The sequence below is a fragment of the Phenylobacterium sp. genome (assembly GCF_046290725.1).
Taxonomy (GTDB): Bacteria; Pseudomonadota; Alphaproteobacteria; order Caulobacterales; family Caulobacteraceae; genus Phenylobacterium.
In genome coordinates this window covers 134,850-155,861 of the sequence record NZ_JBKBUH010000001.1, presented here as the reverse complement: position 1 = coordinate 155,861, position 21,012 = coordinate 134,850, and the positions used below count along the sequence as shown (strand labels likewise).

The following is a 21,012-nucleotide window of genomic DNA, read 5'->3' as shown; positions in this document are numbered from 1 at the left end:
ACCGCCCGATCCAATGTCATTCGCATGACTAACCATAGCACATGAAGGGGTGGAAGAAAGTTTTTTCGGAATATTCCTTGATTTTGCGCCATTGAATGATCATTATCTCGCCATCGAATTTCGTTTTGGCTCGGCGTCTTGTCGTCTGGAATCCTAAGCTCCAGCTTCATCATCGCCTTACGACCCTCTCCGAAAATTTGATCTCAAGGCCCAACTCGGGCGTGAGAACTCGTGTCCGGAAAGGGACGATTATGCAAACTGGTACAGTTAAGTGGTTCAACGGCCAAAAGGGCTTTGGTTTCATTCAGCCGGATGACGGCGGTTCCGACGTGTTCGTGCACATCTCGGCGGTCGAGCGCGCAGGCCTCGCCTCGCTGCACGAAGGTCAGAAGCTGGGCTTCGAGCTGGAGCGCGATCAGCGCAGCGGCAAGATGTCCGCCGGTCAGCTCCAAGCCAGCTGACGGTGTCGAGCGGCGGCCCGCGCCGATCGCGGGCCGCTTGCACGCCGAAGCGCAGCCATGACCGTTCAGTACGATGTACGTAGAGACGCCGAAGGCTGGACGGTCTTCGACCGGTGGACCGGCAGGGCGGTCGTGCTGGCCCGAGCGGATCAGTCGGGATTGTCCTGGGCCGAGGCCGACGCGCTCGCCGACCGCCTGAACAGACGCCGCCTGACCGGAGATCGGAGCATCCTGCAATGAGCCCGGACCAACAGCATCGCTGCACCGTGCAGATCAAGGACGACGGCGCGCCCTACCTGGCCTTCGAGCCGTCGAGCGGCGAACGCTCCTCCTACAGCAATTCCCTCTTCACGCTCGATCTGCGCCCTGGCGTCACCGCCGAGGAGGCGCGTCGACTTGCGGCGGAGATCAACCGGGCGCTGTGGGGGGTATCCACCACCATCTTCTAACTAGGCGCGGGATGTCTCGCGCTCCAAGGATCTAGACCATCGAAAACCCGCAAGGCCGGCCGGCGACGCAGTCGGCGCTCAAGGACATTCTCGCGCGCAACCCCGCTGCGAGCCTCCATGACATCCGGCGTGAACACCCTGCCTTCCAGGCCATGTCGCTGGATCATCTGGGCCTAAGGCTCTCCCAGGCGCTCGAGGAGCGCCAAGCCGCCTGGCTCAAATAGCCCAACCCATCCCCGCCGCCCGGAGCCGCATCGATGCTGAAAAGCGAACTGAAGGCCGAAGAGTATCGCGCCCGAGCGAGGGCTGCGAGCCTGGCCGCCGACGGCGCGCCCTTGGCGCGCACGAAGGAGCAGCATCAGCTTGCCGCCCGGACCTGGTCCGATCTCGCCGCCGCCGAGGAGGCGCGCGCTGCAGGCAGCCGGGCCCGGCGCGAGCGCCAAGAGGCGACGAATACTGAACAGCCGCAAGGAACGAAATGAAAGAAGCTCGACAGACCGATTTCGCCGACAGGCTCAAGACCGCCGCCGAAGCCCGGCAGGTCCTGCTGGCCGGGTTCCGGGCCAAGCCCGCCGTCGCCGCTCCGGACGCGCCGGACCGGGCGGCCCGGCGGGCGGCGGAATTGCAACAGGTGCGGGCCGACCGCGCCGCAGCCCGGGCGGCCAAGAAGCAGGCCGCCGCCGATCGCGAACTGGCGGCCGCCCAGGCGGTCGAGGCCGTCGCCGCCGCCCAGCTGGACGCCAGGCGCGGCGAGCGGAAGGAACGCAAGGCCTTGACCAAGGCCGAGGCGAAAGCCAAGCGCGACGCCCGCTATGCGGCCCGCAAGGCCCGTCAGTAGCGAATCGGCGCAAACCGACCCTTCAACTCCCGAAAGGACCCAGAGTGGCGAAAGAAGAACCCATCGAATTCGACGGCCAGATCACCGAGCTCCTGCCGGAGGGCCGGTTCCGTGTGCGCCTGGAGAACGACCACGAAATCCTCGCCTACACCGCCGGCCGGATGAAGAAGAACCGCATTCGCTCGATGGTGGGGGACCGCGTGACGGTGGAGATGACGCCCTACGACATGGATCGGGGCCGCATCACCTATCGCCACAAGCCCGAAACCACCCGTCTCGGCGGCGCGGCGCCGGCGCGACCTCAGTACCGCCGGCGTTGACGCTCGGCGGAACCAAGTCGTTTGCAGGGGCTTGCCTCTCCATGAGCCAAGCCTCCGATCTTCGCGACGCCGCCGTCCTATGGCGAGAACGGGCCGTCGCCGCGCCCTCGGGCGCGGCGAAGGGTGTGCTGGAGACCATGGCTCGGGAGTTCGATCGCGACGCCGCCCGCCTGGAGCGCGAAGACGCCTTGCTGACGCTCCGTGAGCGGGCCCGGAGCCGGGCTCACGGCAACGTGCGCTAAACCGAGCGCGGCGCCGCCGCAAGCCTGCTAGGCTGCCGCGCATCGCTGGGCATCTCCACGGCTCCCAGCGCCTGAGAGACGACGGCCGCGGCCGTGCGCTCCCGCCGATGGCCAGGAGCGTGCGCATGAAGAACTTCTACTGTTACGTCCACCGCCTCGGCGTGATGCAGCCGGACGTCGAAATCATCGCCAGCGCCAGCCGCCGCACCCTGACGGCCTCGCTGTTCGCCGCCATGCGCGGTTGGCGCGCCTTCGACGTCGTGGAAGTCTACGATGAGGAGAATCGCCAAATCCTCTGCGTGGCGAGCGACGACCGCCATTTCATGAACTGACTGGGCCGTCTCGACGCGGCCGGATGCACCATGACGGACATCATCATTTCGGATGCGGTGCGAGGCGTTCGCCCGCGGCGCAGCGCCCTCTACATGCCCGCCTCGAACGCCAAGGCGGTGGAGAAGGCCCGTGGCCTCGCCTGCGACGTGGTGATCCTGGACCTGGAGGACGCCGTCGCGCCGGAGATGAAGCCGGCCGCCCGTGAGGCGGCCGTGGCTGCGGTCCGCGCCGGCGGCTTCGGCGCCCGCGAGGTGGTGATCCGCGTGAACGGCCTGGACACGCCCTGGGGCGGCGAAGACCTCGCCGCGGCCGCCCAGGCCGGTCCCGACGCCGTGCTGGTCCCCAAGGTTGGAAGCGCGGCGGAGGTCGCCGCCTATGACGCGGCGCTGTCCGGCGCGCCGGGGAAGACCGGGCTCTGGGCGATGATCGAGACCGGCAAGGCGGCCTTCCATCTGTGGGAGATCGGCCAGACGGAGCGGACAACGCGGCTCTCGGCCTGGGTGATGGGCGTCAACGACTTGGCCAAAGAAATGCGCGCCCGCCAGACCCGGGGCCGAGAACCCTTCTTGCCGATCCTGTCCCTGGCCGTCGCGGCGGCGCGCGCCAACGGCCTGGCCATTCTCGACGGCGTGCACAACGACATCGAGGATCTCGAGGGCCTGGAGGCGGCCTGTCGCCAAGGACTGGAGCTCGGCTTCGACGGCAAGACCCTGATCCACCCCAAGCACCTGGAGACCTGCAACCGGGTGTTCTCGCCCGCCTCGGAGGAGGTCGCCTGGGCGCGTGCGGTGATCGCCGCCTTCGCCGCCCCGGAGAACGCCGGCAAGGGGGTGCTGCGGGTCGAGGGCCGCATGGCCGAGCGGCTGCACCTGGCCCAGGCCGAGCAGACCGTCGCCATCGCAGCAGCGATCGCCGCGCGCGAAGCCTAGCTCTCGGCGATGCGGCGCAGGCCGGCCGGATCGCGCACCGTCACTGCGCCGTAGGACCGCGCGATCAGCCCCCGCGCCTCGAACTCGCCGAGATGGGGGTTCACCGTCTTGCGCGTCAGGGCGGTCATTTCGCCTAGCGCCTGCTGGCTCAAGCGCAGCGTCCGGGGCGGCGGCGTAGCGCGGGTCAGAAGGTCGAGCCGGGCGGCCAGCCGCTGGCGCGGGGCGAGCGCCGTGGCCTCGGCCACCAACTGCAGCAGGCCCCGAAGCTGGAGGTAGAGCAAGGCGGCCACGGCTTCCCAGATCCGCGGCGTTTCATCGGCGATGCGGCCGAGCGCCCGATCGGAAACTTGGAGCAGGACGCTGTCTTCCTGGCAGACCACCGTCACCAGCCGCGGGCCGCCGCCGAACCGCGTGGTCTGGCCCAGCGCCACGCCGGGGCCGGCGAGGCCGATCAGGACCTCGCGGTCGCCGGGGGCCTTGCAGAGCATCTGCACGGCGCCGGACAGCACCACCAGCACGCCGGTCTCGTCATCGCCCTCGGCCTGGGCCCATTGCCCGGCGGACAGCCGCACGATCCTGCCGTGGGTCAGCAGCGGCTCGACGAGCTCGCCGCGCCCCTCGCCCAGCCAGGGCGCCGCGCGCAGGGCGGCTTCGGCTGCGGTTCGGTCGCGTAGGTCCATTCAGAATTGTAACTCAAGTGACAATCTTCGTCACTGAGGCGGGTAAGTCTCGTCCAAAACCGGGAGGACGCCATGCAGACCCACACCGCCCTCGACATCCGCCCGCTGGAGGGCTGCGGCGCCCTGGTGCAGGGATTGGATGTGCGCGCCGCCAGCGATACGGAGATCGACGAACTGCGCCAAGCCGTCTTCGACCGCGGCGTGGTGTTCCTCGAGGACCAGCAACTGACGCCGGAGGACCAGATCGCCTTCGCCCGACGGCTCGCGCCCATCGTCGTCAACCGCTATTTCCCCAAGACGGAGCGCTATCCGGAGATCGCCAAGGTCGAGAAAGGCGAGGCGCAGATCACCAACATCGGCGGCGGCTGGCACACCGATCACAGCTATGACCAGGCGCCGGCCATGGGCTCGGTGCTGCTGGCGATCGAAACTCCGCCCAGCGGCGGCGACACCCTGTTCGCCGACATGTACGCCGCCTATGAGGCGCTATCGGACGGTCTGAAGGCCACGCTTGCAGGTCTGAGGGCTCACCACGCCTCGGCCCACGTGTTCGGCGAGGGCGGCGGTTACGCCATGAGCGACCGGCCGGAGCTCTCCGGCCACAAGGACGTGCCCGAAGCGATCCATCCGGTGGTGATCGTCCATCCCGGCAGCGGGAAGAAGGCGCTCTACGTCAACCCGGCCTTCACCACCGGCATTGTCGGTTGGACGCGGGAGGAGAGCCGGGCGCTACTGGGCTATCTCTACGAGCATGCGGTCAAGCCGCAGTTCGTGCGCCGGTTCGCCTGGCGGCCGGGCTCGATGGCGGTGTGGGACAACCGCTGCACCTGGCACAACGCCATGAACGACTATCACGGCCACCGGCGGCTGATGCACCGGATCACGCTGGACGGCGTGCCGCTCGGCTGTTGACGCCGAGCGGAGATTCATAGCTTCAGGCGAAGGCGGCGGTCGCGTTGCGGCGCTGGCGCAGGGCCCCGCCGAGGAGTCCGAAGCCGGCGATCATCAGACCCCAGGTGGCCGGTTCCGGCACCGCGCTGACGCTGATGTTGTCGAACTCGAACGAGTTGCCGCTGGAGGAGAAGATGACCTGCGTCACTCGATCGGCGCCGAAGTCGTAGGTCATTCGCCGGCCGACGCTCTGGTTTCCTCCGAAGGCCCCGGCGGCGAGGTCCGCGCCGGTCAGGGTCACGTCGAAGCCGTTCAAGCCGATGAAGCGGATGCTGTTGAAGGAGTCCGGCGAGCCCATATAGATGCTGAGCTGCTTCAGCGCCTTGGGCGTATCGAGGGTGGCCGAGCCGCCCTGCTGGATCGCCAGGTAATTGGAGGTGGTGCCGGGGGGCGGGGCGGCGATGTTCGGAACCAGGCCCAGCGAGCCGTCGAACACGCCCGCGGCGCCGGCCAGAGTGAGGTTGTAGCCGACGGCTTCCAGGCCGTCGAAGTCCCACACCAGAACGTGGTCGGACGGCAGCGGCATGTCAGTCGGCGAGGCCGAGACGATCACGGCGGCCTGGGCCGAGCCCGCCAGAGCCAAGGCCGCAACGGCGCCCATCGCGACCTGTTTCATTTTGAACATCGAACAACCCCTTCGGACGATCACGCCGTCCAGCAACGCAAGATAGGGGCCGTCGTTCCGGGGGCAAACGAATTTCCCCTGTCGCGTGCGGTTCCACCCGCCGCAAGCGCTCGACGTGGGCCGCACCGGCCTCTAGGTGACGGGGGCGGAGGGCTTGTCGTGAACGAACCCACGGGCCAGGCGGCCCTTCAGCGAAACGGCCTGGGCATCCTGCTGCGGGTCGCGGCCATGGCCTGCATGGCGGTGCTGGCGGCGCTGGTGAAGGCCTGCGCGTCGCGCGGCGTGCCGGTGCTGGAGATCATCTTCTTCCGCAACGCCTTCGCCTTCGTCCCGGTGCTCGCCTATGTGGGCCGCACCAGCGGGTTCGGCGTGCTGAAGACGCGTCGGCCCCTCGGCCACGCCGCACGGGCGACGGTCGGCCTGGTGGGCATGGTCTGCGGGTTCACCGCCGTTTCCATGCTGCCGCTGACCGAGGCCACGGCGCTGTCCTTCGCCGCCCCGATCTTCATGACCGCGCTCTCGGTCCCGATCCTGAAGGAGAAGGTCGGCCTTCATCGCTGGGGGGCGGTGCTGGTCGGCTTCGTGGGCGTGCTGATCATGATCCGGCCGGACCCGACCCACATGCCGCTGCTGGGCGCCGCGTTCGGCCTGGCCGGCGCCCTGGGGGCGGCCGGGGCGATGATCGCCGTGCGCGAGATCGGCCGGACCGAGCCTGGCCCCACCATCGTCTTCTATTTCACCCTGGCGGGATGCTTCCTGGGCCTCAGCAGCCTGCCCTTCGGCGGCTGGATCGTTCCCGACGCGATCACGCTCGCCATGCTGGTGGCCACGGGGCTGGTCGGCGGGGTGGGTCAGCTCCTGCTGACCGAGGCGCTGCGCCGCGCGCCTGTGGCGGTGGTGGCGCCCTTCGACTACACCCAGCTCGTCTGGGCGGGCCTGATCGGCTACCTCGTCTGGGACGAGATTCCGCGCCCCTACACTGTGGCCGGCGCGCTGATCGTGGCGGCCAGCGGGGTCTATATCCTCTTCCGCGAAACCCGACGCTACGGCCGGCCGCGCCCGTCCGCCGATTGACAGAACCTCGTTACGGGACGACCCTCGCCGAAGATGGGGCGCAGCCCAAGCCCGGACGGCGCTCCGACGCATCGGAGATGCGCCATGTGGAAGACGATGCTGGCCGCGGGCGCCGCGGTCCTGGGCCTGGCTGGATCGGCGCATTCCGCCGTCACGGTCATCGGCGGCGGCATGGCCCAGGCCTGCTCCCGCGCAGCCATCGGCGGCGAGAGCGACCCGAAGTTCCAGGAGGTCTGCACCCTGGCGCTGGAGACTGAGTTCCTGCATCCCCGCGACCGCGCCGGCACCTATGTGAACCGCGGCGTCTTGAAGCTGCGGCGGATGTCCTATGCCGACGCCGCGCGCGACTTCGATATGGCGCTGCGGGTCAAGCCGAACCTCGGCGAGGCCTACGTGAACCGCGGCGCGGCCGCCATCGGCCTGAAACGTTACGAGGCGAGCCTGGCCGACATCAACCGCGGCCTGGAGCTGGGCGTCGAGGAGCCGGCAAAGGCCTATTACAACCGCGCCCTGGCCTATGAAGGGCTGGAAGACGCCAAGTCGGCCTATTTCGACTATCAGAAGGCGCTGGAGATCAGCCCGGACTGGGAACTTCCGCGTGAACAGCTCGCCCGCTTCACCGTGACGCGGCGCACCGAACGCTGAAGGAGCCGAACCTGCGGAAAAGGCGTTAGGCTAAGGTCATGCGCCCGCTCGTGCTCGCCCTCGCCATCGTCGCAGCCTCCGCCTCACCGGCGCCGGCCCAGACCGATCCCTTCCAGATGCAGCGGGAAGCCGAGCTCTTCGCCGCGCAGCAAGCGGCGCAACAGCGGGCCATAGCCCTGGAGAACCAGCTCTTCTCTCTCGAGGCCCGCGCGGCGACCGAGCAGCGGTTGAGATCGCTGGAGGCTCAGCAGGCGCGCAGCCTCCCCGCGAGGCCGCCCAGCGATCCGACCGCCCGCCCGTCGCAGACCGGGTCTTTCGTGAGCATACCCGACGACCGGCTGGCCGAATCCAACGCCCGCGTCCGCGAGGCGTCCGGACAGCCGCGATAGGAGGAGCCGAACCGTGCGATGGCAGGGGGGCCGCCGCGGCGGCAATATCGAGGATCGCAGGGGTATGGGCGCCGGCGGCGTCGCAGGCCTCGGAGTCGGCGGGGTCATTCTCGCCGCCATCGGCTATTTCGTCTTCGGCATCGATCCCCAGACCACGCTCTCCGCCGTGAACCAGGCCGGCGGGGCAGGCGTCCAGCGCGAGGGGGTGCGCGGCGTCACCGCCGACGAGGCCGGCCAGTTCGTCGACGTGGTCGAGCAATCCACCTTCGACGTCTGGTCGCCGATCTTCCGGCAGGCCGGCCGCAGCTACGATCGTCCCGCCGCCGTGGTGCTATACGACCGCGCCACCGGCACCGGCTGCGGCATGGGCCAATCGGCCATGGGGCCGTTCTACTGCCCCGCCGACCGCAAGATCTATCTCGACCTCAGTTTCTGGCAGGAGCTGGAGACACGCTTCGGCGCAAGGGGGGAGGCTGCGCGGGCCTATGTCATCGCCCACGAGGTCGGCCATCATGTCCAGCACCTGACGGGCCAGACCGGCCGCGTCGGCGCAGGGTCGCGCGGGGAAGACAGCGCCGCGGTGCGCCTGGAGCTTCAGGCCGACTGCTATGCCGGCGTCTGGGTCGCCCGCGTGGGCGAAGCGTCCGGCGGTCAGGTGGCGCTCGACCCTTCCGACATCGAGGACGGCATGCGCGCGGCGGCGGCCGTGGGGGACGACGCCATCCAGCAGCGCACCCAGGGGCGCGTGGTCCCCGACGCCTTCACCCACGGGACCAGCGAGCAGCGGATGGCCTGGTTCCGGACCGGCGTGCGCACCGGCGATCCCAGCGCCTGCGACACCTTCGCGGCCGCGCGGCTTTAAACGGCGGCCACCGACTCCAGGCCCAGGCAGACGGCGACGCAGCGGCGCGCCAGCTCGTCGCCGGCGTCGACGAAGGGCGTGCGGATCACGCCTTCCTCCAGCACCAGCGGAACTTCCGTGCAGCCGGCGATCACCGCCTCGGCGCCCGCCGCCTCCAGCTCGGCGGCGAAGCCGGCCATTTCCGCCCGGACCTCGGCGCCGGTGTCGCCGCTCTTGATGCGATAGAGCAAGGCCATGAAGGCCTCCTGGCGCTCGGGCGGCAGGACGACCAGGCCCATCCCCTGAGCGGCCAGGTATTCGCGGTAGAGCTTCAGCGCCTGGCGCGTGCCCAACACGCCGGCGCGCAGGGCCCCGGAATCCCGTGCGGCCACGGCGGCGGCCTGGATCATGTCCACCAGCGGCAGGCCGGCGGCGCGCACGATCTCGTCGGCATGGGCGTGGGCGGTGTTGCAGGCGATGGCCAGCACCTCGGCGCCGGCCTGCCGCAGGCCCACAGCCATCTCCGCCAGCACGGGGCCGGGGCGGACCAGCGGATCGTTGCGGTCCGGGACCTGCGGATTGATGTCCACCAGCACCCGCAGGTGGTCCTGGTCGCGGCGCGCCGGGGTGTGGGCCTGCAGCTTGGTCAGGAAGTCCAGGGTGGCGGCCGGCCCCATGCCGCCCAGGACGCCGAGCGCCAGGCTCATGGGAGCGCGCCTGCAAGCTCGCTGTGGTAGCCGAACAGCCCTTGCGCGCCGCCGGTGTGCAGGAAGACCACGGTCTCGCCGGCGAAGGCGCCCTGCCGCGCCAGGGCGATCAGCCCCTTCATCGCCTTGCCGGAATAGACCGGGTCGAGGATCAGGCCCTCGGTCTGGGCGGCCAGCTTCAGGGCGTCGATCACGGTTTCGTCGATCAGGCCGTAGCCGGCGCCCACATAATCGCAGTCGGCGATGGTCATCGCGCGGGTCACCCGATCGGGATGGCCGAGCTTGCCGGCGGTCTCCACCGCCAGTTTGTGGACGTTGGCCTCCTGCGCGTCCCGCGGCGCACGGACGCCGATCCCCAGCACAGGGATGTCGGCCCCCAGCACCGCCAGGCCGGCCACCAGGCCCGCCTGCGTCCCGGCGCTGCCGGTGGCGGTGACGATGCGGTCGACCTTCAGGCCCTGGGCGTTCGCCTGGGTGACGATCTCCAGCGCGCACTCGGCGTAACCCAGGGCGCCGACGGCGTTGGAGCCGCCGCCCGGGATCACATAGGGCTTGCCGCCGTGGGCGCGGACGGCCTGGGCGGTCTTTTCAAGCTCGGCGTTCATGTCCGTCCCGGCCGGGACGAAGCGAAGGTTCGCGCCCAGCAGTCGGTCGAGCAGCACATTGCCGGAGCCCACATAGTCGGCGGCCTTCGACCCGGTGCGCTCCTCCAGGATCGCCTCGCAGGCCAGGCCGAATCGGGCGGCCGCCGCGGCCGTCTGGCGGACGTGGTTCGACTGCACCGCCCCTTGCGTCACCAGGGTGTCGCAGCCCTGGGCGAGGGCCTCGCCGACCAGAAACTCCAGCTTGCGGGTCTTGTTGCCGCCGCCGGCCAGGCCGGTGCAGTCGTCGCGCTTGACGAACAGCGTGAGGCCCAGGGCTTGGCCCAGGCGGGGCAGCGGCTCCAGCGGCGTAGGCAGGTGGGCGAACCGCGCCCGGGGAAACTTCGACAGATGCATGGGAACTCCTCGGCCGCCCTGCCTAGCATGCGGCCGAGGTTTCGGGCGACCCTGTAGCCCGTGCCGCTAAGGCCGCTGGCTCGCCGGCAGGGCGGCGGCCTCTTCCGGCGTCAGCTTGACGAAGCGCTGGATGATGCAGGGCGAGGCCGTCGGGCCCATCTTCACCTTCAGGTCCAGGTCGAGCGGCCGGCAGATCACGTCGGTCCCGCCGAACGGCGTCATGATCAGCGGATCGCTGGAGGTGGTTCCGGCCAGGCAGCGCCCGCCCATCTCCCAGCGGTAGAGGGTTCCGCTTCCGACCGAGACGATCAGGGTGCTGTCGTCCACCTTCCGATGGCCGCGGATCTGGCTCATGCGGAAACAGTCCTGGGCCTCGGTGGCGACGGCGTCGGACATGGCCGAGGCGTGGGCGGCGGAATAGGCCATGGGCGGCGGTTCGGACGCGCAGGCGGCCAGCGCGGCCGCTGCGAACAGGCAAAGGGCGGTTCTCATGGCGTTAGCTCCTGACAGCCATGTTCGAAACGTGAGCGTGCCGCAGGGGGTTCCTGCGGTCCAGCCCTCTGCGGCCTTTCCCGAAACGGCGTTCGCGCCTATGGTCTGCGGCAGTCCTCGGGGGGCCGCGCTTGGGCGGCTGAGAGGCGGGCGAGCCCGCGACCCGTAGAACCTGATCCGGGTCATGCCGGCGAAGGGAAGGCGTCTTGGACCCTCCGGTCCGGAATCCCTCGTCGCCGGCGGCCCATACCCTTTGAGGAGCCGCGCCGGTGAACATTCAGAGCCCGATCGCCAACGCCATTCCGACGGGCGAGCGCCCCGGCTCGCGCAAGGTCTACCAGCCCGGCGTACTGTGGCCGGACATCCGCGTGCCGTTCCGCGAGGTGGCCGTGCATCCCAGCGCCGGCGAGCCGCCCCTGACCCTCTACGACCCCTCCGGCCCCTACACCGACCCCTCGGCGGCCATCGACATCGAGAAGGGCCTGCCGCGCACGCGCGAGCCCTGGGTGGTCTCCCGCGGCGACGTGGAGATCGTCGAAAATCCCCGCGCGGTGAAGCCCGAGGACAACGGCTTCGCCAAGGGCGAGCATCTGGCGCCGGAGTTCAAGGCGCCGCGCCGCGTCTACCGCGCCCGAGCCGGCGCGGCCGTCACCCAGCTGGAGTACGCCCGGCGGGGTCTCGTCACGCCCGAGATGGAATATGTCGCCATCCGCGAGAACCTGCGCCGCCAGGCGGGAGATCCGGCGATCCGCGACGGCGAGGCCTTCGGGGCCGAGATCCCGGACTTCGTGACGCCCGAATTCGTGCGCGACGAGGTGGCCCGCGGCCGGGCGATCATCCCGGCCAACATCAACCACACCGAACTCGAGCCCATGGCCATCGGCCGCAACTTCCTGGTCAAGATCAACGCCAACATCGGCAACTCGGCCGTGCTCTCCACCGTCGCCGACGAGGTGGACAAGATGGTCTGGGCGATCCGCTGGGGCGCCGACACGGTCATGGACCTTTCCACCGGGCGCAACATCCACAACATCCGCGACTGGATCGTCCGCAACAGCCCGGTGCCGATCGGCACGGTGCCGATCTATCAGGCCCTGGAGAAGGTCGGCGGGATCGCCGAGGACCTGAACTGGGAGGTGTTCCGCGACACCCTGATCGAACAGGCCGAGCAGGGGGTGGACTACTTCACCATCCACGCCGGCGTGCGTCTGCCCTTCGTGCCGCTGACGGCAAAACGGGTGACCGGGATCGTGTCCCGCGGCGGCTCGATCATGGCCAAGTGGTGCCTGGCCCACCACCGCGAGAACTTCCTCTACGAGCGGTTCGAGGAGATCTGCGAGATCATGCGGGCCTATGACGTCTCGTTCAGCCTGGGCGACGGCCTGCGGCCCGGCTCCATCGCCGACGCCAACGACGAGGCCCAGTTCGCCGAACTGCGCACCCTGGGCGAGCTCACCAAGGTGGCCTGGAAGCACGGCGTCCAGGTGATGATCGAAGGCCCCGGCCATGTGCCGATGCACAAGATCAAGGCCAATATGGAAGAGCAGCTGAAGCACTGCCACGAGGCGCCGTTCTACACGCTGGGTCCGCTCACCACCGACGTGGCTCCGGGCTACGACCACATCACCAGCGCCATCGGCGCGGCGATGATCGGCTGGTTCGGCACCGCCATGCTCTGCTACGTGACCCCCAAGGAGCACCTGGGCCTGCCCGACCGCGAGGACGTCAAGCAGGGCGTGATCGCCTACAAGATCGCCGCCCACGCTGCGGACTTGGCGAAGGGGCACCCGACCGCGCGCGCCTGGGATGATGCGCTCTCACGCGCCCGCTTCGAGTTCCGCTGGGAAGACCAGTTCAACCTCGGCCTCGATCCGGAGACGGCGCGCGAGTACCACGACGAGACCCTCCCGAAGGAGGCCATGAAGACCGCCCACTTCTGCTCCATGTGCGGGCCGAAGTTCTGCTCCATGAAGATCAGCCAGGAGATCCGCGACTCCGCGGCTCGGCAGAACGACGTGGCGGCCGGCATGGCCCAGATGAGCGAGAAGTTCCGGGCGGAGGGCGGGGAGATCTACGTGCCGGCCGCGCCTGCGGAGTAGCTGCGACCGGATTTGCCGTCCTCGCCGTTTAGGCGTTTTCTGGGCGCGGGAGGAGCAGCCGATGGCCGACCTGGCGAACGGCGCGACCATCGAAGGCGAGGACCTGTCGGCGGCCGATTTCACCGATCGGGATCTCGCCGACCTGCAGCTTGCCGGCTGCACCATCCGCGACGCCCAGCTGCAGGGCGTGATCCTGCAGGGCGCGCGGCTGAAGGGCTGTCGGCTGGTCCGCTGCCGCTTCGCCCACGCCGACCTGCGGGACGCTGTTTTCGAGGACTGCGCCTTCGCCGACGACGAAGGCCATGTCGGCGTGCAGTTCGCCTTTTCACGGCTGGAGGAGGCGCGGTTCGCCCGCTGCGACCTCTCCTTCGCGAAGGTCGAGCGTTCGGGACTCTATGGGGTCGAGATGGAGGCCTGCAATCTGCGCGGCGCGGTCTTCCTGAAGGCCGACTTCGCCCGCGCCTTCGGGCGCAGCGTCGTGCGGTGGGCCGCGGCCTTCCGGGACTGCAATCTGGAACTGGCCGACCTGGCCGAGGCTCGCCTGCCGGGCTGCGAACTGGCCGGATCCAACCTGCGCGAGGCGGTGTTGATCGATGCGGACCTGGAGGGCGCCGACCTGCGCGGCTGCGACCTCTTCCAGGCGCTGACGGCCGGCGCGAAGCTGGCCGGCGCCGATCTCCGCGGCGCGGAGGTGAGCGGGCTGGACCTTCTGGCGCTTGGCAGCCTGGCCGGCCTCAAGATCGCCGCAGACCAGCAGCATCGTCTGCTGACGGCCGTCGGCCTGGATGTCCATCCCGAGTAAAGCGCATCCCGGACAGGCGAGGCTGTCCGGGACTCCTGACGCGCGACGATGCTGACGAGGCGCGCAGGGTCCTGGCGGGGCGCTTGTCTACGTCTGCCAGGATTGAGGCTTGCGCTTAGTCGTCACGGTCGAGCTTGGCCTGGGACGGCTCGTTTGGCCAGACCCGAACCGCCACGGCGACGGTGATGGAGCCGAGAATCGCAACCAGGGCGCCGGCCCACTGCACGGCGTTCATGCCCTGGGCCGCGCAGCGGCCGATGAGGGCGCCGACGGCGAACACCAGGGCGGCGGATCCCCACTCCGCGCCCCAACTCGAAAACAACAGCCTCAGCATGCCAACCCCTGCGGCGGAAACCGGCAGGCATGGAGCCACAATCCCGCTGCGGCGGCGATGTGGCATGGCGCCGCCGGCTCAGGCCGCCAGGGTTTCCCGGCGACGCGGATGGCCCTGCGCGACCTCTCGCAACACGGCGAAGAGCTTGGACGCCTCGATCGGCTTGGTCATGTGCAGATCGGCGCCGGCCTCCAGGCTGGCGGCCTGGTGCTCGGGCAGGGCGTTGGCGGTCAGCATCACCACCGGCGTGGGGCTGAGCGCGCGGGCCGCTTCCCAGCGCCGGATGGCGCGGGTGGCGGTCAGCCCGTCCATCACCGGCATCTGCATGTCCATCAGCACAAGATCGAAGGCGTCGGCGGCGAAGGCCTCGCAGGCCTGTTCGCCGTTCTCCACCGCCACGATCTCCACCGGCAGGTCGGCCAGCAGCACCTGGACCACGCGCCGGTTGGTGGGGTGGTCGTCGGCCAGCAGCACTCGCAGGGCCCGCTCCGGCGTCGTGGCGGCCGGCGCCTGTTCAGCCTGCACGGGGGCGGCCTCGGCGGGCGGCAAGGGCAGCAGCACCGTGAACGTCGCCCCTTCGCCCGGCGCGCCCACGGCGTCGATGGTTCCGCCCATCAGCTCCACCAACTGGCGGGAGATGGCCAGGCCCAGCCCCGAGCCGCCGAACCGCCGGGTCACCGAACCGTCGGCCTGCTGGAAGCGGGCGAACAGCTTGGCCTTGTCGGCGGGGTCGAAGCCGACGCCGGTGTCCTGCACCTCGAGGCGCCAGCGGCCGTCCGGCGCGCGGCGCGCGGCCACAGCCACGTAGCCCTGGTCGGTGAACTTGACGGCGTTGGAGACGAGGTTGGTGAGCACCTGCTTCAAGCGCACCACATCGCCGAGCACCGGGGTGTCCACCGCCGGGTCGATGTCCAGGATCAGGTCGACGCCTTTCTCCTGCGCCCGCGCGCCGGCCAGGGCCGCGACCGCGCGGATCGCCTCGCCGAGGTGAAAGGCCTCCTCGTGCATCTCCACCGCTCCGGTTTCGATGCGGGAAAGGTCCAGCACGTCCGACAGCAGCCGTTCCAGGGTCGCGCCGGAGCCGCGGATGATGCCGACCATCTCGGCTTGGTCGGGGCTGAGCGGCGTGCGCTCAAGGGCCTCGGCGATGGCGCTCACCCCGTTCAGCGGCGTGCGGATCTCGTGGCTCATATTGGCCAGGAACTCGCTTTGGGCGCGGTGGCTCGCCACCAGCTGCATGGCCGCGGCGCGTATGCGGCCCAGCATGATCGCCGCCACCACGGCGAAGGCCAGCAGGACGACGCCGACCGCGGGGGCGGCGCGCGCCAGCATGTTCAGGCCCGGCTTTTCCGGCGTCCAGGCCAGGGTGATGGGCACGTGGCTGGGACTTTCGATCGACACCGCCGCGTCCCCCTTCGGCAGGGGGCGATGGCCCACCGTCATGCGGGCGTTCTCCAGGTGGAATCGCTTGCGCATCACCTCCAGGGCGTCGCCGTCCAGCGGCAGGGCGGTCACCACGATGGGCGCGGTCGCGCCGCGGGGCAGGGCTTCGCCGAGGTCGGGCTGCACCAGGGTGGCGATGGCCAGGTAGGGCTTCCCGTCCCGCACGAAATATCGCGGCGCCTGGACCGCGTTGGCGACGATGTCGTTGGCGCCCATGCCGCCCGGCCGGAACAGCGGCGGCCGCGCGCGCTCGCGGCGGCGGACCTCGGCGATCAGGTCCCTCAGGTCCAGGAACCCTGCATAGGTGGCAGGGGAGACCTGCCTGTCCTCATGGCTGGCGTAGATCGGCCGATCATTGGCGTCGAGGACGAAGATCCACTCCAGGTCCGCCAACTGGCGCGTATAGACCGTCAGGTTGTCATAGGCCCACTTGGCGTCGAACCGGTGATCGAGCTTGCGGACGGCTTCGTCCCAGCTGGTCTGGGGCACGATGGCGCGGCCGACTTCCTGCACCCGGCTCGCCGCACCCTGCAGGACCAGCTTCTCTTCGTGCCGGCGCACGCCGGCGTCGATCTGGCCGGCCAACAGGAACAGGCTGCCCAGGAAAACCGTGATGGCGCCGAGGGCGAGAGCCGCCAATGGCGCCAACAGACGGAAATTCGATCCCAGTCGCACCCGCCTCGAACCCCCGCTGCGATTTGCCACAGGAGAGTGACCGCGGCGCGGTTAAGGAGGGGTGTCTCTCGTGGATGCACGCTCTACGCGAAAGGGCGCGGCGCCTGGCCGCGCCCTTCCCGCTACGGGTTGGGCTCGATCTCCGTGGCCGGGGCCGGGGCCGGGATCGGCGTCGGGGTCGCCGGGGCGGAAGTGATCGGCGGCGGCGTCAGCGACGGCGGGGCGATCATGGGCGCCGCCGCCGACGGGGTCTGCGCCACGGCGGAATAGGGCTGCGGCGCTTCCGGAAGGACGGCGCTAGCCTCGACGCCGGTATCGGCCGCGCTAGCCGCGGCGACGGGGGCTGGAGCGGCGCGCGCGATCTCCCGGCGCGCCGGGGCGCGGGGCTCGGGCGGCGGCGCGGCCTCGGCGGGCGCGGGTTCGGCCTCGGCGACGGGATCCGCCTCCTCCAGCACCGGCGAGGTCTCCGCCGAAGCCAGGCGGAAGGGCTCGGCGGTCGGTTCGCCCGGCGCCTTGGCCGGGATGACGGCCTCTTCTCCGCCGGTCAGGGCCAGATAGCCGACGCCGGCGGCGAGGACGAGCGCAGGCACGCCCACCAGGGCCGCGACGGGGACGCTACGCCGACCGGCCGACGCGCGCGGCTCCCGCGTACGAACAGGCGGGGCGGGGTCGTCCAGCAGCAGTTCGTCGTCCTGCCGCTCCAGCACGGGATCGCGGCCCAGTCCTTGGAAGCTGGGCGCCGGGGGAGCTGCGGCTTCCGGCGGGCGGAAGCTGCGGGGCTCATGCGGCGGGCGCGTGCGAGCCGGCATGTCAAACGTGCCGGTGTCGTCCGGACGGTCGAAGTCCGCGGCGGTGAAATTCGGGCGAGCAAAGGGGCCGTAGTCGGCGGCCATGGTCAGACCTCCCAGATAATCGGTTAGCCTGAAGAACGCGACATCCCATCACATGTTCCGTGATGAAGGATGGGTGAAGCTCTCATGGGAGAAATTCGAAGGAAACTCGTTGAATCTTCCTTGTCCTAGGCTGGATTTAGGGATTTCCGATTCAGCGACTTCTCATCGTGACCGAAAGAATTCGACTCCATATTGTCGACATATTTTGCCGCGATCGCCTCTTAAGCGCCAAATTCTTGCCACCGAGTCTTCGCTGCGGCGCAGGTGAGTCCTCGGCGCCACGGCGCGCCAGAACCCACGCACCCGTGACCGGATGTGGCCATGGCCCTGCTTGACCGCCCCTGGCGGCCCGCCTCAACTGGGGCGCGTCGGAGGGAAAGAATGCGTCTGAAGACCCGTCTCGAGCGTGATTGGCGTTTCCTGCGCGGGCTTAATCGTACGCTGAAGCGGATCAAGACCATTGCGCCGGATTCGTCGAACCTGCTGTGTGACGACCTTCAGGCCGCCGTGGAGGCGTGGCGCGACCGCCGCGCCATCACCTTCGAGGGTCGGACGGTCACCTACGGCGAACTCGACGCGATCGCCAATCGCTATGCCCACTGGGCCAAGGGGCAGAACCTGCGCCGCGGCCAGGCGGTGGCGCTGTTCATGCCCAACCGGCTGGAATATCTCGCCGTCTGGTACGGGCTCAGCAAGATCGGCGTCGTCACAGCCCTGGTGAACAACCAGCTCTCGGGCTTGCCGCTCGCCCACTGCCTGAACATCTCCGGCGCCAGCCATGTCATCGTCGACACGGAGACCTCGCCGGTCTTCGAACAGGCCAAGGCGCTCCTGGAACGGCCCATGCACCAGTGGGTGCTCGGGCCGGCGCATGGCGACCAACGCGACCTCGTCCAGGCGCTGAAGAGCTGCAGCCAGCTGCCGCCCGACCGTTCGGTGCGCGAAGGCATGACCGCGCGGGACACCGCCCTCTACATTTATACCAGTGGAACGACGGGTCTGCCCAAGGCCGCGCGGATCACCCACCTGCGGGCCCAGCTCTATATGCGCGCCTTCGCCGGCGCGACCGGCGCGACCGAGAAGGACCGCGTCTATGTGAGCCTGCCGCTCTACCACGCCACCGGCGGGCTCTGCGGCATGGGCGCGGCCCTGTTGAACGGCGGCTCGGTGGTGCTGCGCAAGAAGTTCTCCGCCAGCCACTTCTGGGACGACGTGGTCGCCGAGGACTGCACCATGTTCGTCTATATCGGCGAGCTCTGCCGCTATATGGTCAATCATCCGGAGACGGAGGCCGAGGGCCGGCACAAGATCCGCCTGGCGTTCGGCAACGGCCTGCGGCCCGACGTCTGGGCGGAGCTGAAGCGCCGGTTCCGCATCCCCCAGGTGCTGGAATTCTATGGCTCCACCGAGGGCAACGTCTCCCTGTTCAATTTCGACGGCCGCACCGGCGCCATCGGCCGGGTGCCCAAGTGGCTGCGCAAGCGCTTCCATATCCGGTTGATCCAGTTCGACGTGGAGACCGAGGAGCCGGTCCGCGGCCTGAACGGGCTCTGCATCGAATGCGGTCCGGGCCAGGTGGGCGAGTGCGTGGGCCTGATCGGCGGCGACGCGCGCAGCGAATTCACCGGCTATGTCGACAAGGCGGCCTCGGAGAAGAAGGTCCTGCGCGACGTCTTCCAGAAGGGCGACGCCTGGTTCCGCACCGGCGACCTGATGCGCATGGACGCCGACGGCTACTACTATTTCGTCGACCGGATCGGCGACACCTTCCGCTGGAAGGGCGAGAACGTCTCCACCGGCGAGGTGGCCGAACGCCTGCAATCGGCGCCGGGCGTGGCCGAGGCCAATGTCTATGGCGTGGCGGTCGAAGGCGCCGACGGGCGCGCCGGCATGGCTGCCATGGTGGTGACGCCGGAATTCGACATCCAGGCCTTCGGCGAGCATGTGGGCCGGGAACTGCCGCCCTACGCCCAGCCGGTCTTCGTCCGCCTGCTGCCCGCCATCCAGACGACCGGCACCTTCAAGCAGCGCAAGGTCGACCTGGTGGCCGACGGCTTTGATCCGGCGAAGATCCGCGGGCCGCTGTTCTGGAAGGATCCGGAGCGCGGCTATGTGAAGATGACCAAGCCCGGCTACGCCAAGATCCAGGCGGGCGGCGTCAAGCTGTAGGCGGGCTCTGCAGAGGGATCTCCATCCGGCAGGTCAGGCCGGCCGGATGGAACGATAGCTCCGTGCGGCCGCCCAGTTCGCCGCGCAGGCTGCGCTCGATGAGGCGCGACCCGAAGCCCTGGCGCTTCGGCGGGGCCACGGCGGGGCCGCCCTCCTCGGTCCAGGTCAACTGCAGCCGCCCATCCGCCACCGACCAGCGCAAGCGCACGCATCCTTCGGCGCAGGACAGCGCCCCGTACTTCGCCGCATTGGTGACCAGTTCGTGGAACAGCAGCCCAAGCGCCAGGGCCTCGGGCGCCGAAAGCTGAACCTCCGGCCCCTCCAGTCTGTACCGTTCGGCGCCGTAGGGGCGGAACTCCAGCGAGATCACCTCCCGAAGCGAGGCGCCGCGCCAGCTGGAGGCGGTCAGCAGGTCGTGGGTGGCCGAGAGCGCCAGGAGCCGCGCCTCGAAGGCTTTTCGGAAGGCCTGCGGATCGGGGGCGCTGCGATGGGTCTGGGCGGCGATGGACTGGACGGTGGCCAGGGTGTTCTTCACCCGGTGGTTCAGCTCGTCGAGGAGCAGCTTCTGCTGGCGCTCGGCCAGCACCCGATCGGTGACGTCCACGCCCTCCACGAACACGCCCTCGGCCGCCCCGTCGGAGCCGAGGATCGGCTGGTAGACGAAATCGATGAAGCGCTCCTCCAGGGGCGCGGACGGGCTCCGGCGCAGGTGCAGGCTCGCGGCCCGTCCGACCACCGGCTCGCGGCTGTGGAACGCCTGCTGCAGAAGGTTCAGGAAGCCCTGGGTGCGGACCTCCGGCAGGGCGTGCTCCACTGGAAGGCCGATCAACGGCCGATCGCCGATCAGCTGCTGGTAGGCGTTGTTCACGAAGCGGAAGACGAAGTCCGGCCCGCTCAGCACCGCCATGAAGCCCGGCGCCTGCATGAAGAGGTCGCGCAACTGGGTGAATTCCTGCAGCAGGGCGCGGTTGGCCTGCTGCATCTGCTCGGCGCGTTGCAGAAGCGTCGTCTCGCCCTCGGCCGGCGGCGACGCGCCGGGGCCGTAGGCGATCTCCTTCAGCCGCTGCAGCTCGGTCACGTCGACGGTGTTCTGCAGGATGAAGGCGACCTGCCCGTCCGCACCGAACAGCGGCGTATGGACCGCCGACCAGTAGCGCATCTCCAGCCCGCCGCCGCGGGCGGCGGGGCGCTCGATCGGATACGGAATCAGGGCCAACACGTCGCGCCGCCCCGTCGCCAGCACCCGCTCGAACGAGCCGCGCAGCATGCGCTCGCTTTCGCCGGAACTGGGAAAGGCCTCGAACAGCCCGACGCCGATCAGCGCCTCGCGCGTCCGGCCGAGGGTTTCCAGATAGGCAGTGTTGACCTCGACGTAACGGAAGTCGCGGTCCAGAATCATGTAAGGACTGGGCAGAACCTCGAACAGCGTCCGGAAGTCGATCTCGTCTGCGCGCAATAGCCCTACCCCGAGGCCTGCGGCGAAATCGACCAGACCGGCCTCACTTACATCCATTGGTCAGACCTGGTCCTCGCGCGACAGAGGGCGAAACGCCGCGGTCTCCCTTACGGTTCCGCTTGAAGGGCGCCCCTGCCGCCAGGCTCCGATTGCCTTATATCTGCGCC

At 69.5% G+C, this 21,012-nt stretch carries 24 protein-coding genes, 2 pseudogenes and 1 riboswitch; of the genes and pseudogenes, 17 read left to right on the top strand and 9 right to left on the bottom strand.

Features of this window, described 5'->3' with window-relative positions:
- Nucleotides 1-251: 251 nt before the first annotated feature.
- The 9 genes and pseudogenes from ACK41C_RS00795 to ACK41C_RS00755 all read left to right on the top strand — a co-directional run bounded on the left by ACK41C_RS00795 (nt 252) and on the right by ACK41C_RS00755 (nt 3,572).
- On the top strand, nt 252-461 hold the full coding sequence (locus tag ACK41C_RS00795; protein WP_409649189.1) for a cold-shock protein: 210 nt from the start codon (nt 252-254) through the stop codon (nt 459-461).
- A 57-nt stretch (nt 462-518) separates the two neighbouring features.
- A complete protein-coding gene (locus ACK41C_RS00790) occupies nt 519-701 on the top strand; it encodes a hypothetical protein (protein WP_409649186.1) in 183 nt (60 codons plus the stop codon).
- On the top strand, nt 698-910 hold the full coding sequence (locus tag ACK41C_RS00785; protein WP_409649183.1) for a hypothetical protein: 213 nt from the start codon (nt 698-700) through the stop codon (nt 908-910). The genes ACK41C_RS00790 and ACK41C_RS00785 overlap by 4 nt, the downstream gene beginning before the upstream one ends.
- 257 nt (nt 911-1,167) lie before the next feature.
- Nucleotides 1,168-1,392, top strand: coding sequence for a hypothetical protein (locus ACK41C_RS00780; protein ID WP_409649180.1), 225 nt, complete (start codon nt 1,168-1,170; stop codon nt 1,390-1,392).
- The gene (locus ACK41C_RS00775; protein WP_409649178.1) at nt 1,389-1,748 is read left to right on the top strand and encodes a DUF6481 family protein; all 360 of its coding nucleotides are present in this window, start codon (nt 1,389-1,391) and stop codon (nt 1,746-1,748) included. Before ACK41C_RS00780 ends, ACK41C_RS00775 begins: the two co-directional genes overlap by 4 nt.
- Nucleotides 1,749-1,792: 44 nt before the next feature.
- Nucleotides 1,793-2,008: pseudogene (gene infA / locus ACK41C_RS00770) on the top strand (translation initiation factor IF-1); the annotation flags it as partial.
- Nucleotides 2,009-2,109: 101 nt separating this feature from the next.
- A complete protein-coding gene (locus tag ACK41C_RS00765; protein ID WP_409649175.1) occupies nt 2,110-2,310 on the top strand; it encodes a hypothetical protein in 201 nt (66 codons plus the stop codon).
- Nucleotides 2,311-2,435: 125 nt separating this feature from the next.
- Nucleotides 2,436-2,642: a hypothetical protein gene (locus ACK41C_RS00760; protein WP_409649172.1), complete on the top strand. Its 207-nt coding sequence runs from the start codon at nt 2,436-2,438 to the stop codon at nt 2,640-2,642.
- 30 nt (nt 2,643-2,672) lie between these two features.
- Nucleotides 2,673-3,572, top strand: coding sequence for an HpcH/HpaI aldolase/citrate lyase family protein (locus tag ACK41C_RS00755; protein WP_409649170.1), 900 nt, complete (start codon nt 2,673-2,675; stop codon nt 3,570-3,572).
- Here the strand turns inward: ACK41C_RS00755 and ACK41C_RS00750 are convergent.
- Nucleotides 3,569-4,252 carry a Crp/Fnr family transcriptional regulator gene (locus ACK41C_RS00750; RefSeq protein WP_409649167.1) on the bottom strand — a complete coding sequence of 228 codons (684 nt, stop codon included), beginning with the start codon at nt 4,250-4,252 and terminating at the stop codon, nt 3,569-3,571. The two genes, ACK41C_RS00755 and ACK41C_RS00750, sit on opposite strands and share 4 nt — an antisense overlap.
- A gap of 72 nt (nt 4,253-4,324) precedes the next feature.
- Between ACK41C_RS00750 and ACK41C_RS00745 the strand changes: the two genes are divergently transcribed.
- Entirely contained in the window at nt 4,325-5,164 is an 840-nt protein-coding gene (locus ACK41C_RS00745) for a TauD/TfdA dioxygenase family protein (RefSeq protein ID WP_409649164.1), read from the top strand.
- 22 nt (nt 5,165-5,186) lie between these two features.
- On the opposite strand, the pseudogene ACK41C_RS00740 reads toward ACK41C_RS00745, so the two are convergent.
- Nucleotides 5,187-5,291, bottom strand: a pseudogene (locus ACK41C_RS00740) (PEPxxWA-CTERM sorting domain-containing protein); the annotation flags it as partial.
- Between the two features lie 696 nt (nt 5,292-5,987).
- Between ACK41C_RS00740 and ACK41C_RS00735 the strand changes: the two are divergent.
- The 4 genes from ACK41C_RS00735 (at nt 5,988) to ACK41C_RS00720 (ending at nt 8,798) form a co-directional block, all read left to right on the top strand.
- Nucleotides 5,988-6,902 carry a DMT family transporter gene (locus ACK41C_RS00735; protein WP_409649161.1) on the top strand — a complete coding sequence of 305 codons (915 nt, stop codon included), beginning with the start codon at nt 5,988-5,990 and terminating at the stop codon, nt 6,900-6,902.
- Nucleotides 6,903-6,986: 84 nt separating this feature from the next.
- Entirely contained in the window at nt 6,987-7,547 is a 561-nt protein-coding gene (locus tag ACK41C_RS00730; RefSeq protein ID WP_409649158.1) for a tetratricopeptide repeat protein, read from the top strand.
- A 38-nt stretch (nt 7,548-7,585) separates the two neighbouring features.
- Nucleotides 7,586-7,936: a hypothetical protein gene (locus ACK41C_RS00725; RefSeq protein WP_409649155.1), complete on the top strand. Its 351-nt coding sequence runs from the start codon at nt 7,586-7,588 to the stop codon at nt 7,934-7,936.
- A gap of 13 nt (nt 7,937-7,949) precedes the next feature.
- Nucleotides 7,950-8,798 (top strand): neutral zinc metallopeptidase, encoded by an 849-nt coding sequence (locus ACK41C_RS00720; protein ID WP_409649152.1) that lies wholly within the window; start codon nt 7,950-7,952, stop codon nt 8,796-8,798.
- Here ACK41C_RS00720 and ACK41C_RS00715 read toward each other — a convergent pair.
- The 3 genes from ACK41C_RS00715 to ACK41C_RS00705 all read right to left on the bottom strand — a co-directional run bounded on the left by ACK41C_RS00715 (nt 8,795) and on the right by ACK41C_RS00705 (nt 10,974).
- Nucleotides 8,795-9,484, bottom strand: coding sequence for an aspartate/glutamate racemase family protein (locus tag ACK41C_RS00715; protein ID WP_409649149.1), 690 nt, complete (start codon nt 9,482-9,484; stop codon nt 8,795-8,797). The genes ACK41C_RS00720 and ACK41C_RS00715 overlap by 4 nt on opposite strands.
- Complete coding sequence (locus ACK41C_RS00710; protein WP_409649146.1) at nt 9,481-10,482, bottom strand: D-cysteine desulfhydrase; 1,002 nt, start codon at nt 10,480-10,482, stop codon at nt 9,481-9,483. Before ACK41C_RS00710 ends, ACK41C_RS00715 begins: the two co-directional genes overlap by 4 nt.
- A 66-nt stretch (nt 10,483-10,548) precedes the next feature.
- A complete protein-coding gene (locus ACK41C_RS00705) occupies nt 10,549-10,974 on the bottom strand; it encodes a DUF6491 family protein (RefSeq protein WP_409649143.1) in 426 nt (141 codons plus the stop codon).
- A 108-nt stretch (nt 10,975-11,082) separates the two neighbouring features.
- A riboswitch (TPP riboswitch) is annotated at nt 11,083-11,190 on the top strand.
- Between the two features lie 53 nt (nt 11,191-11,243).
- On the opposite strand from ACK41C_RS00705, the gene thiC reads away from it, so the two are divergent.
- Together thiC and ACK41C_RS00695 are read left to right on the top strand one after the other, a co-directional pair.
- A complete protein-coding gene (thiC, locus tag ACK41C_RS00700) occupies nt 11,244-13,073 on the top strand; it encodes a phosphomethylpyrimidine synthase ThiC (RefSeq protein WP_409649140.1) in 1,830 nt (609 codons plus the stop codon).
- A gap of 61 nt (nt 13,074-13,134) precedes the next feature.
- Nucleotides 13,135-13,875, top strand: coding sequence for a pentapeptide repeat-containing protein (locus ACK41C_RS00695; protein ID WP_409649137.1), 741 nt, complete (start codon nt 13,135-13,137; stop codon nt 13,873-13,875).
- 115 nt (nt 13,876-13,990) lie between these two features.
- Here the strand turns inward: ACK41C_RS00695 and ACK41C_RS00690 are convergent, their stop codons facing one another.
- From ACK41C_RS00690 to ACK41C_RS00680, 3 genes are all read right to left on the bottom strand, one after another.
- Nucleotides 13,991-14,209 (bottom strand): hypothetical protein, encoded by a 219-nt coding sequence (locus ACK41C_RS00690; RefSeq protein ID WP_409649134.1) that lies wholly within the window; start codon nt 14,207-14,209, stop codon nt 13,991-13,993.
- A gap of 78 nt (nt 14,210-14,287) precedes the next feature.
- Nucleotides 14,288-16,291: an ATP-binding protein gene (locus tag ACK41C_RS00685; protein WP_409649131.1), complete on the bottom strand. Its 2,004-nt coding sequence runs from the start codon at nt 16,289-16,291 to the stop codon at nt 14,288-14,290.
- A gap of 158 nt (nt 16,292-16,449) precedes the next feature.
- Nucleotides 16,450-17,220 carry a hypothetical protein gene (locus ACK41C_RS00680; protein WP_409649128.1) on the bottom strand — a complete coding sequence of 257 codons (771 nt, stop codon included), beginning with the start codon at nt 17,218-17,220 and terminating at the stop codon, nt 16,450-16,452.
- Between the two features lie 381 nt (nt 17,221-17,601).
- Here ACK41C_RS00680 and ACK41C_RS00675 point away from each other — a divergent pair, with 381 nt between their 5' ends.
- Nucleotides 17,602-19,389, top strand: a complete 1,788-nt coding sequence (locus tag ACK41C_RS00675) for a long-chain-acyl-CoA synthetase (RefSeq protein ID WP_409649125.1) — start codon at nt 17,602-17,604, stop codon at nt 19,387-19,389.
- On the opposite strand, the gene ACK41C_RS00670 is transcribed toward ACK41C_RS00675, so the two are convergent.
- Nucleotides 19,379-20,902, bottom strand: coding sequence for an HWE histidine kinase domain-containing protein (locus ACK41C_RS00670; RefSeq protein ID WP_409649122.1), 1,524 nt, complete (start codon nt 20,900-20,902; stop codon nt 19,379-19,381). The genes ACK41C_RS00675 and ACK41C_RS00670 overlap by 11 nt on opposite strands.
- Nucleotides 20,903-21,012 lie beyond the last annotated feature (110 nt).

Excerpts from the sequence above, each read along its gene's own strand:
- ACK41C_RS00725 (WP_409649155.1), top strand. The coding sequence starts at position 7,586 with ATGCGCCCGCTCGTGCTCGCCCTCGCCATCGTCGCAGCCTCCGCCTCA.
- ACK41C_RS00760 (WP_409649172.1), top strand. The coding sequence starts at position 2,436 with ATGAAGAACTTCTACTGTTACGTCCACCGCCTCGGCGTGATGCAGCCG.
- ACK41C_RS00755 (WP_409649170.1), top strand. The coding sequence starts at position 2,673 with ATGACGGACATCATCATTTCGGATGCGGTGCGAGGCGTTCGCCCGCGG.
- ACK41C_RS00785 (WP_409649183.1), top strand. The coding sequence starts at position 698 with ATGAGCCCGGACCAACAGCATCGCTGCACCGTGCAGATCAAGGACGAC.
- ACK41C_RS00750 (WP_409649167.1), bottom strand. The coding sequence starts at position 4,252 with ATGGACCTACGCGACCGAACCGCAGCCGAAGCCGCCCTGCGCGCGGCG.
- ACK41C_RS00790 (WP_409649186.1), top strand. The coding sequence starts at position 519 with ATGACCGTTCAGTACGATGTACGTAGAGACGCCGAAGGCTGGACGGTC.
- ACK41C_RS00670 (WP_409649122.1), bottom strand. The coding sequence starts at position 20,902 with ATGGATGTAAGTGAGGCCGGTCTGGTCGATTTCGCCGCAGGCCTCGGG.
- ACK41C_RS00695 (WP_409649137.1), top strand. The coding sequence starts at position 13,135 with ATGGCCGACCTGGCGAACGGCGCGACCATCGAAGGCGAGGACCTGTCG.
- ACK41C_RS00765 (WP_409649175.1), top strand. The coding sequence starts at position 2,110 with ATGAGCCAAGCCTCCGATCTTCGCGACGCCGCCGTCCTATGGCGAGAA.
- ACK41C_RS00780 (WP_409649180.1), top strand. The coding sequence starts at position 1,168 with ATGCTGAAAAGCGAACTGAAGGCCGAAGAGTATCGCGCCCGAGCGAGG.
- ACK41C_RS00775 (WP_409649178.1), top strand. The coding sequence starts at position 1,389 with ATGAAAGAAGCTCGACAGACCGATTTCGCCGACAGGCTCAAGACCGCC.
- ACK41C_RS00680 (WP_409649128.1), bottom strand. The coding sequence starts at position 17,220 with ATGGCCGCCGACTACGGCCCCTTTGCTCGCCCGAATTTCACCGCCGCG.
- ACK41C_RS00745 (WP_409649164.1), top strand. The coding sequence starts at position 4,325 with ATGCAGACCCACACCGCCCTCGACATCCGCCCGCTGGAGGGCTGCGGC.
- ACK41C_RS00690 (WP_409649134.1), bottom strand. The coding sequence starts at position 14,209 with ATGCTGAGGCTGTTGTTTTCGAGTTGGGGCGCGGAGTGGGGATCCGCC.
- ACK41C_RS00730 (WP_409649158.1), top strand. The coding sequence starts at position 6,987 with ATGTGGAAGACGATGCTGGCCGCGGGCGCCGCGGTCCTGGGCCTGGCT.
- ACK41C_RS00710 (WP_409649146.1), bottom strand. The coding sequence starts at position 10,482 with ATGCATCTGTCGAAGTTTCCCCGGGCGCGGTTCGCCCACCTGCCTACG.
- ACK41C_RS00675 (WP_409649125.1), top strand. The coding sequence starts at position 17,602 with ATGCGTCTGAAGACCCGTCTCGAGCGTGATTGGCGTTTCCTGCGCGGG.
- ACK41C_RS00715 (WP_409649149.1), bottom strand. The coding sequence starts at position 9,484 with ATGAGCCTGGCGCTCGGCGTCCTGGGCGGCATGGGGCCGGCCGCCACC.
- ACK41C_RS00795 (WP_409649189.1), top strand. The coding sequence starts at position 252 with ATGCAAACTGGTACAGTTAAGTGGTTCAACGGCCAAAAGGGCTTTGGT.
- ACK41C_RS00705 (WP_409649143.1), bottom strand. The coding sequence starts at position 10,974 with ATGAGAACCGCCCTTTGCCTGTTCGCAGCGGCCGCGCTGGCCGCCTGC.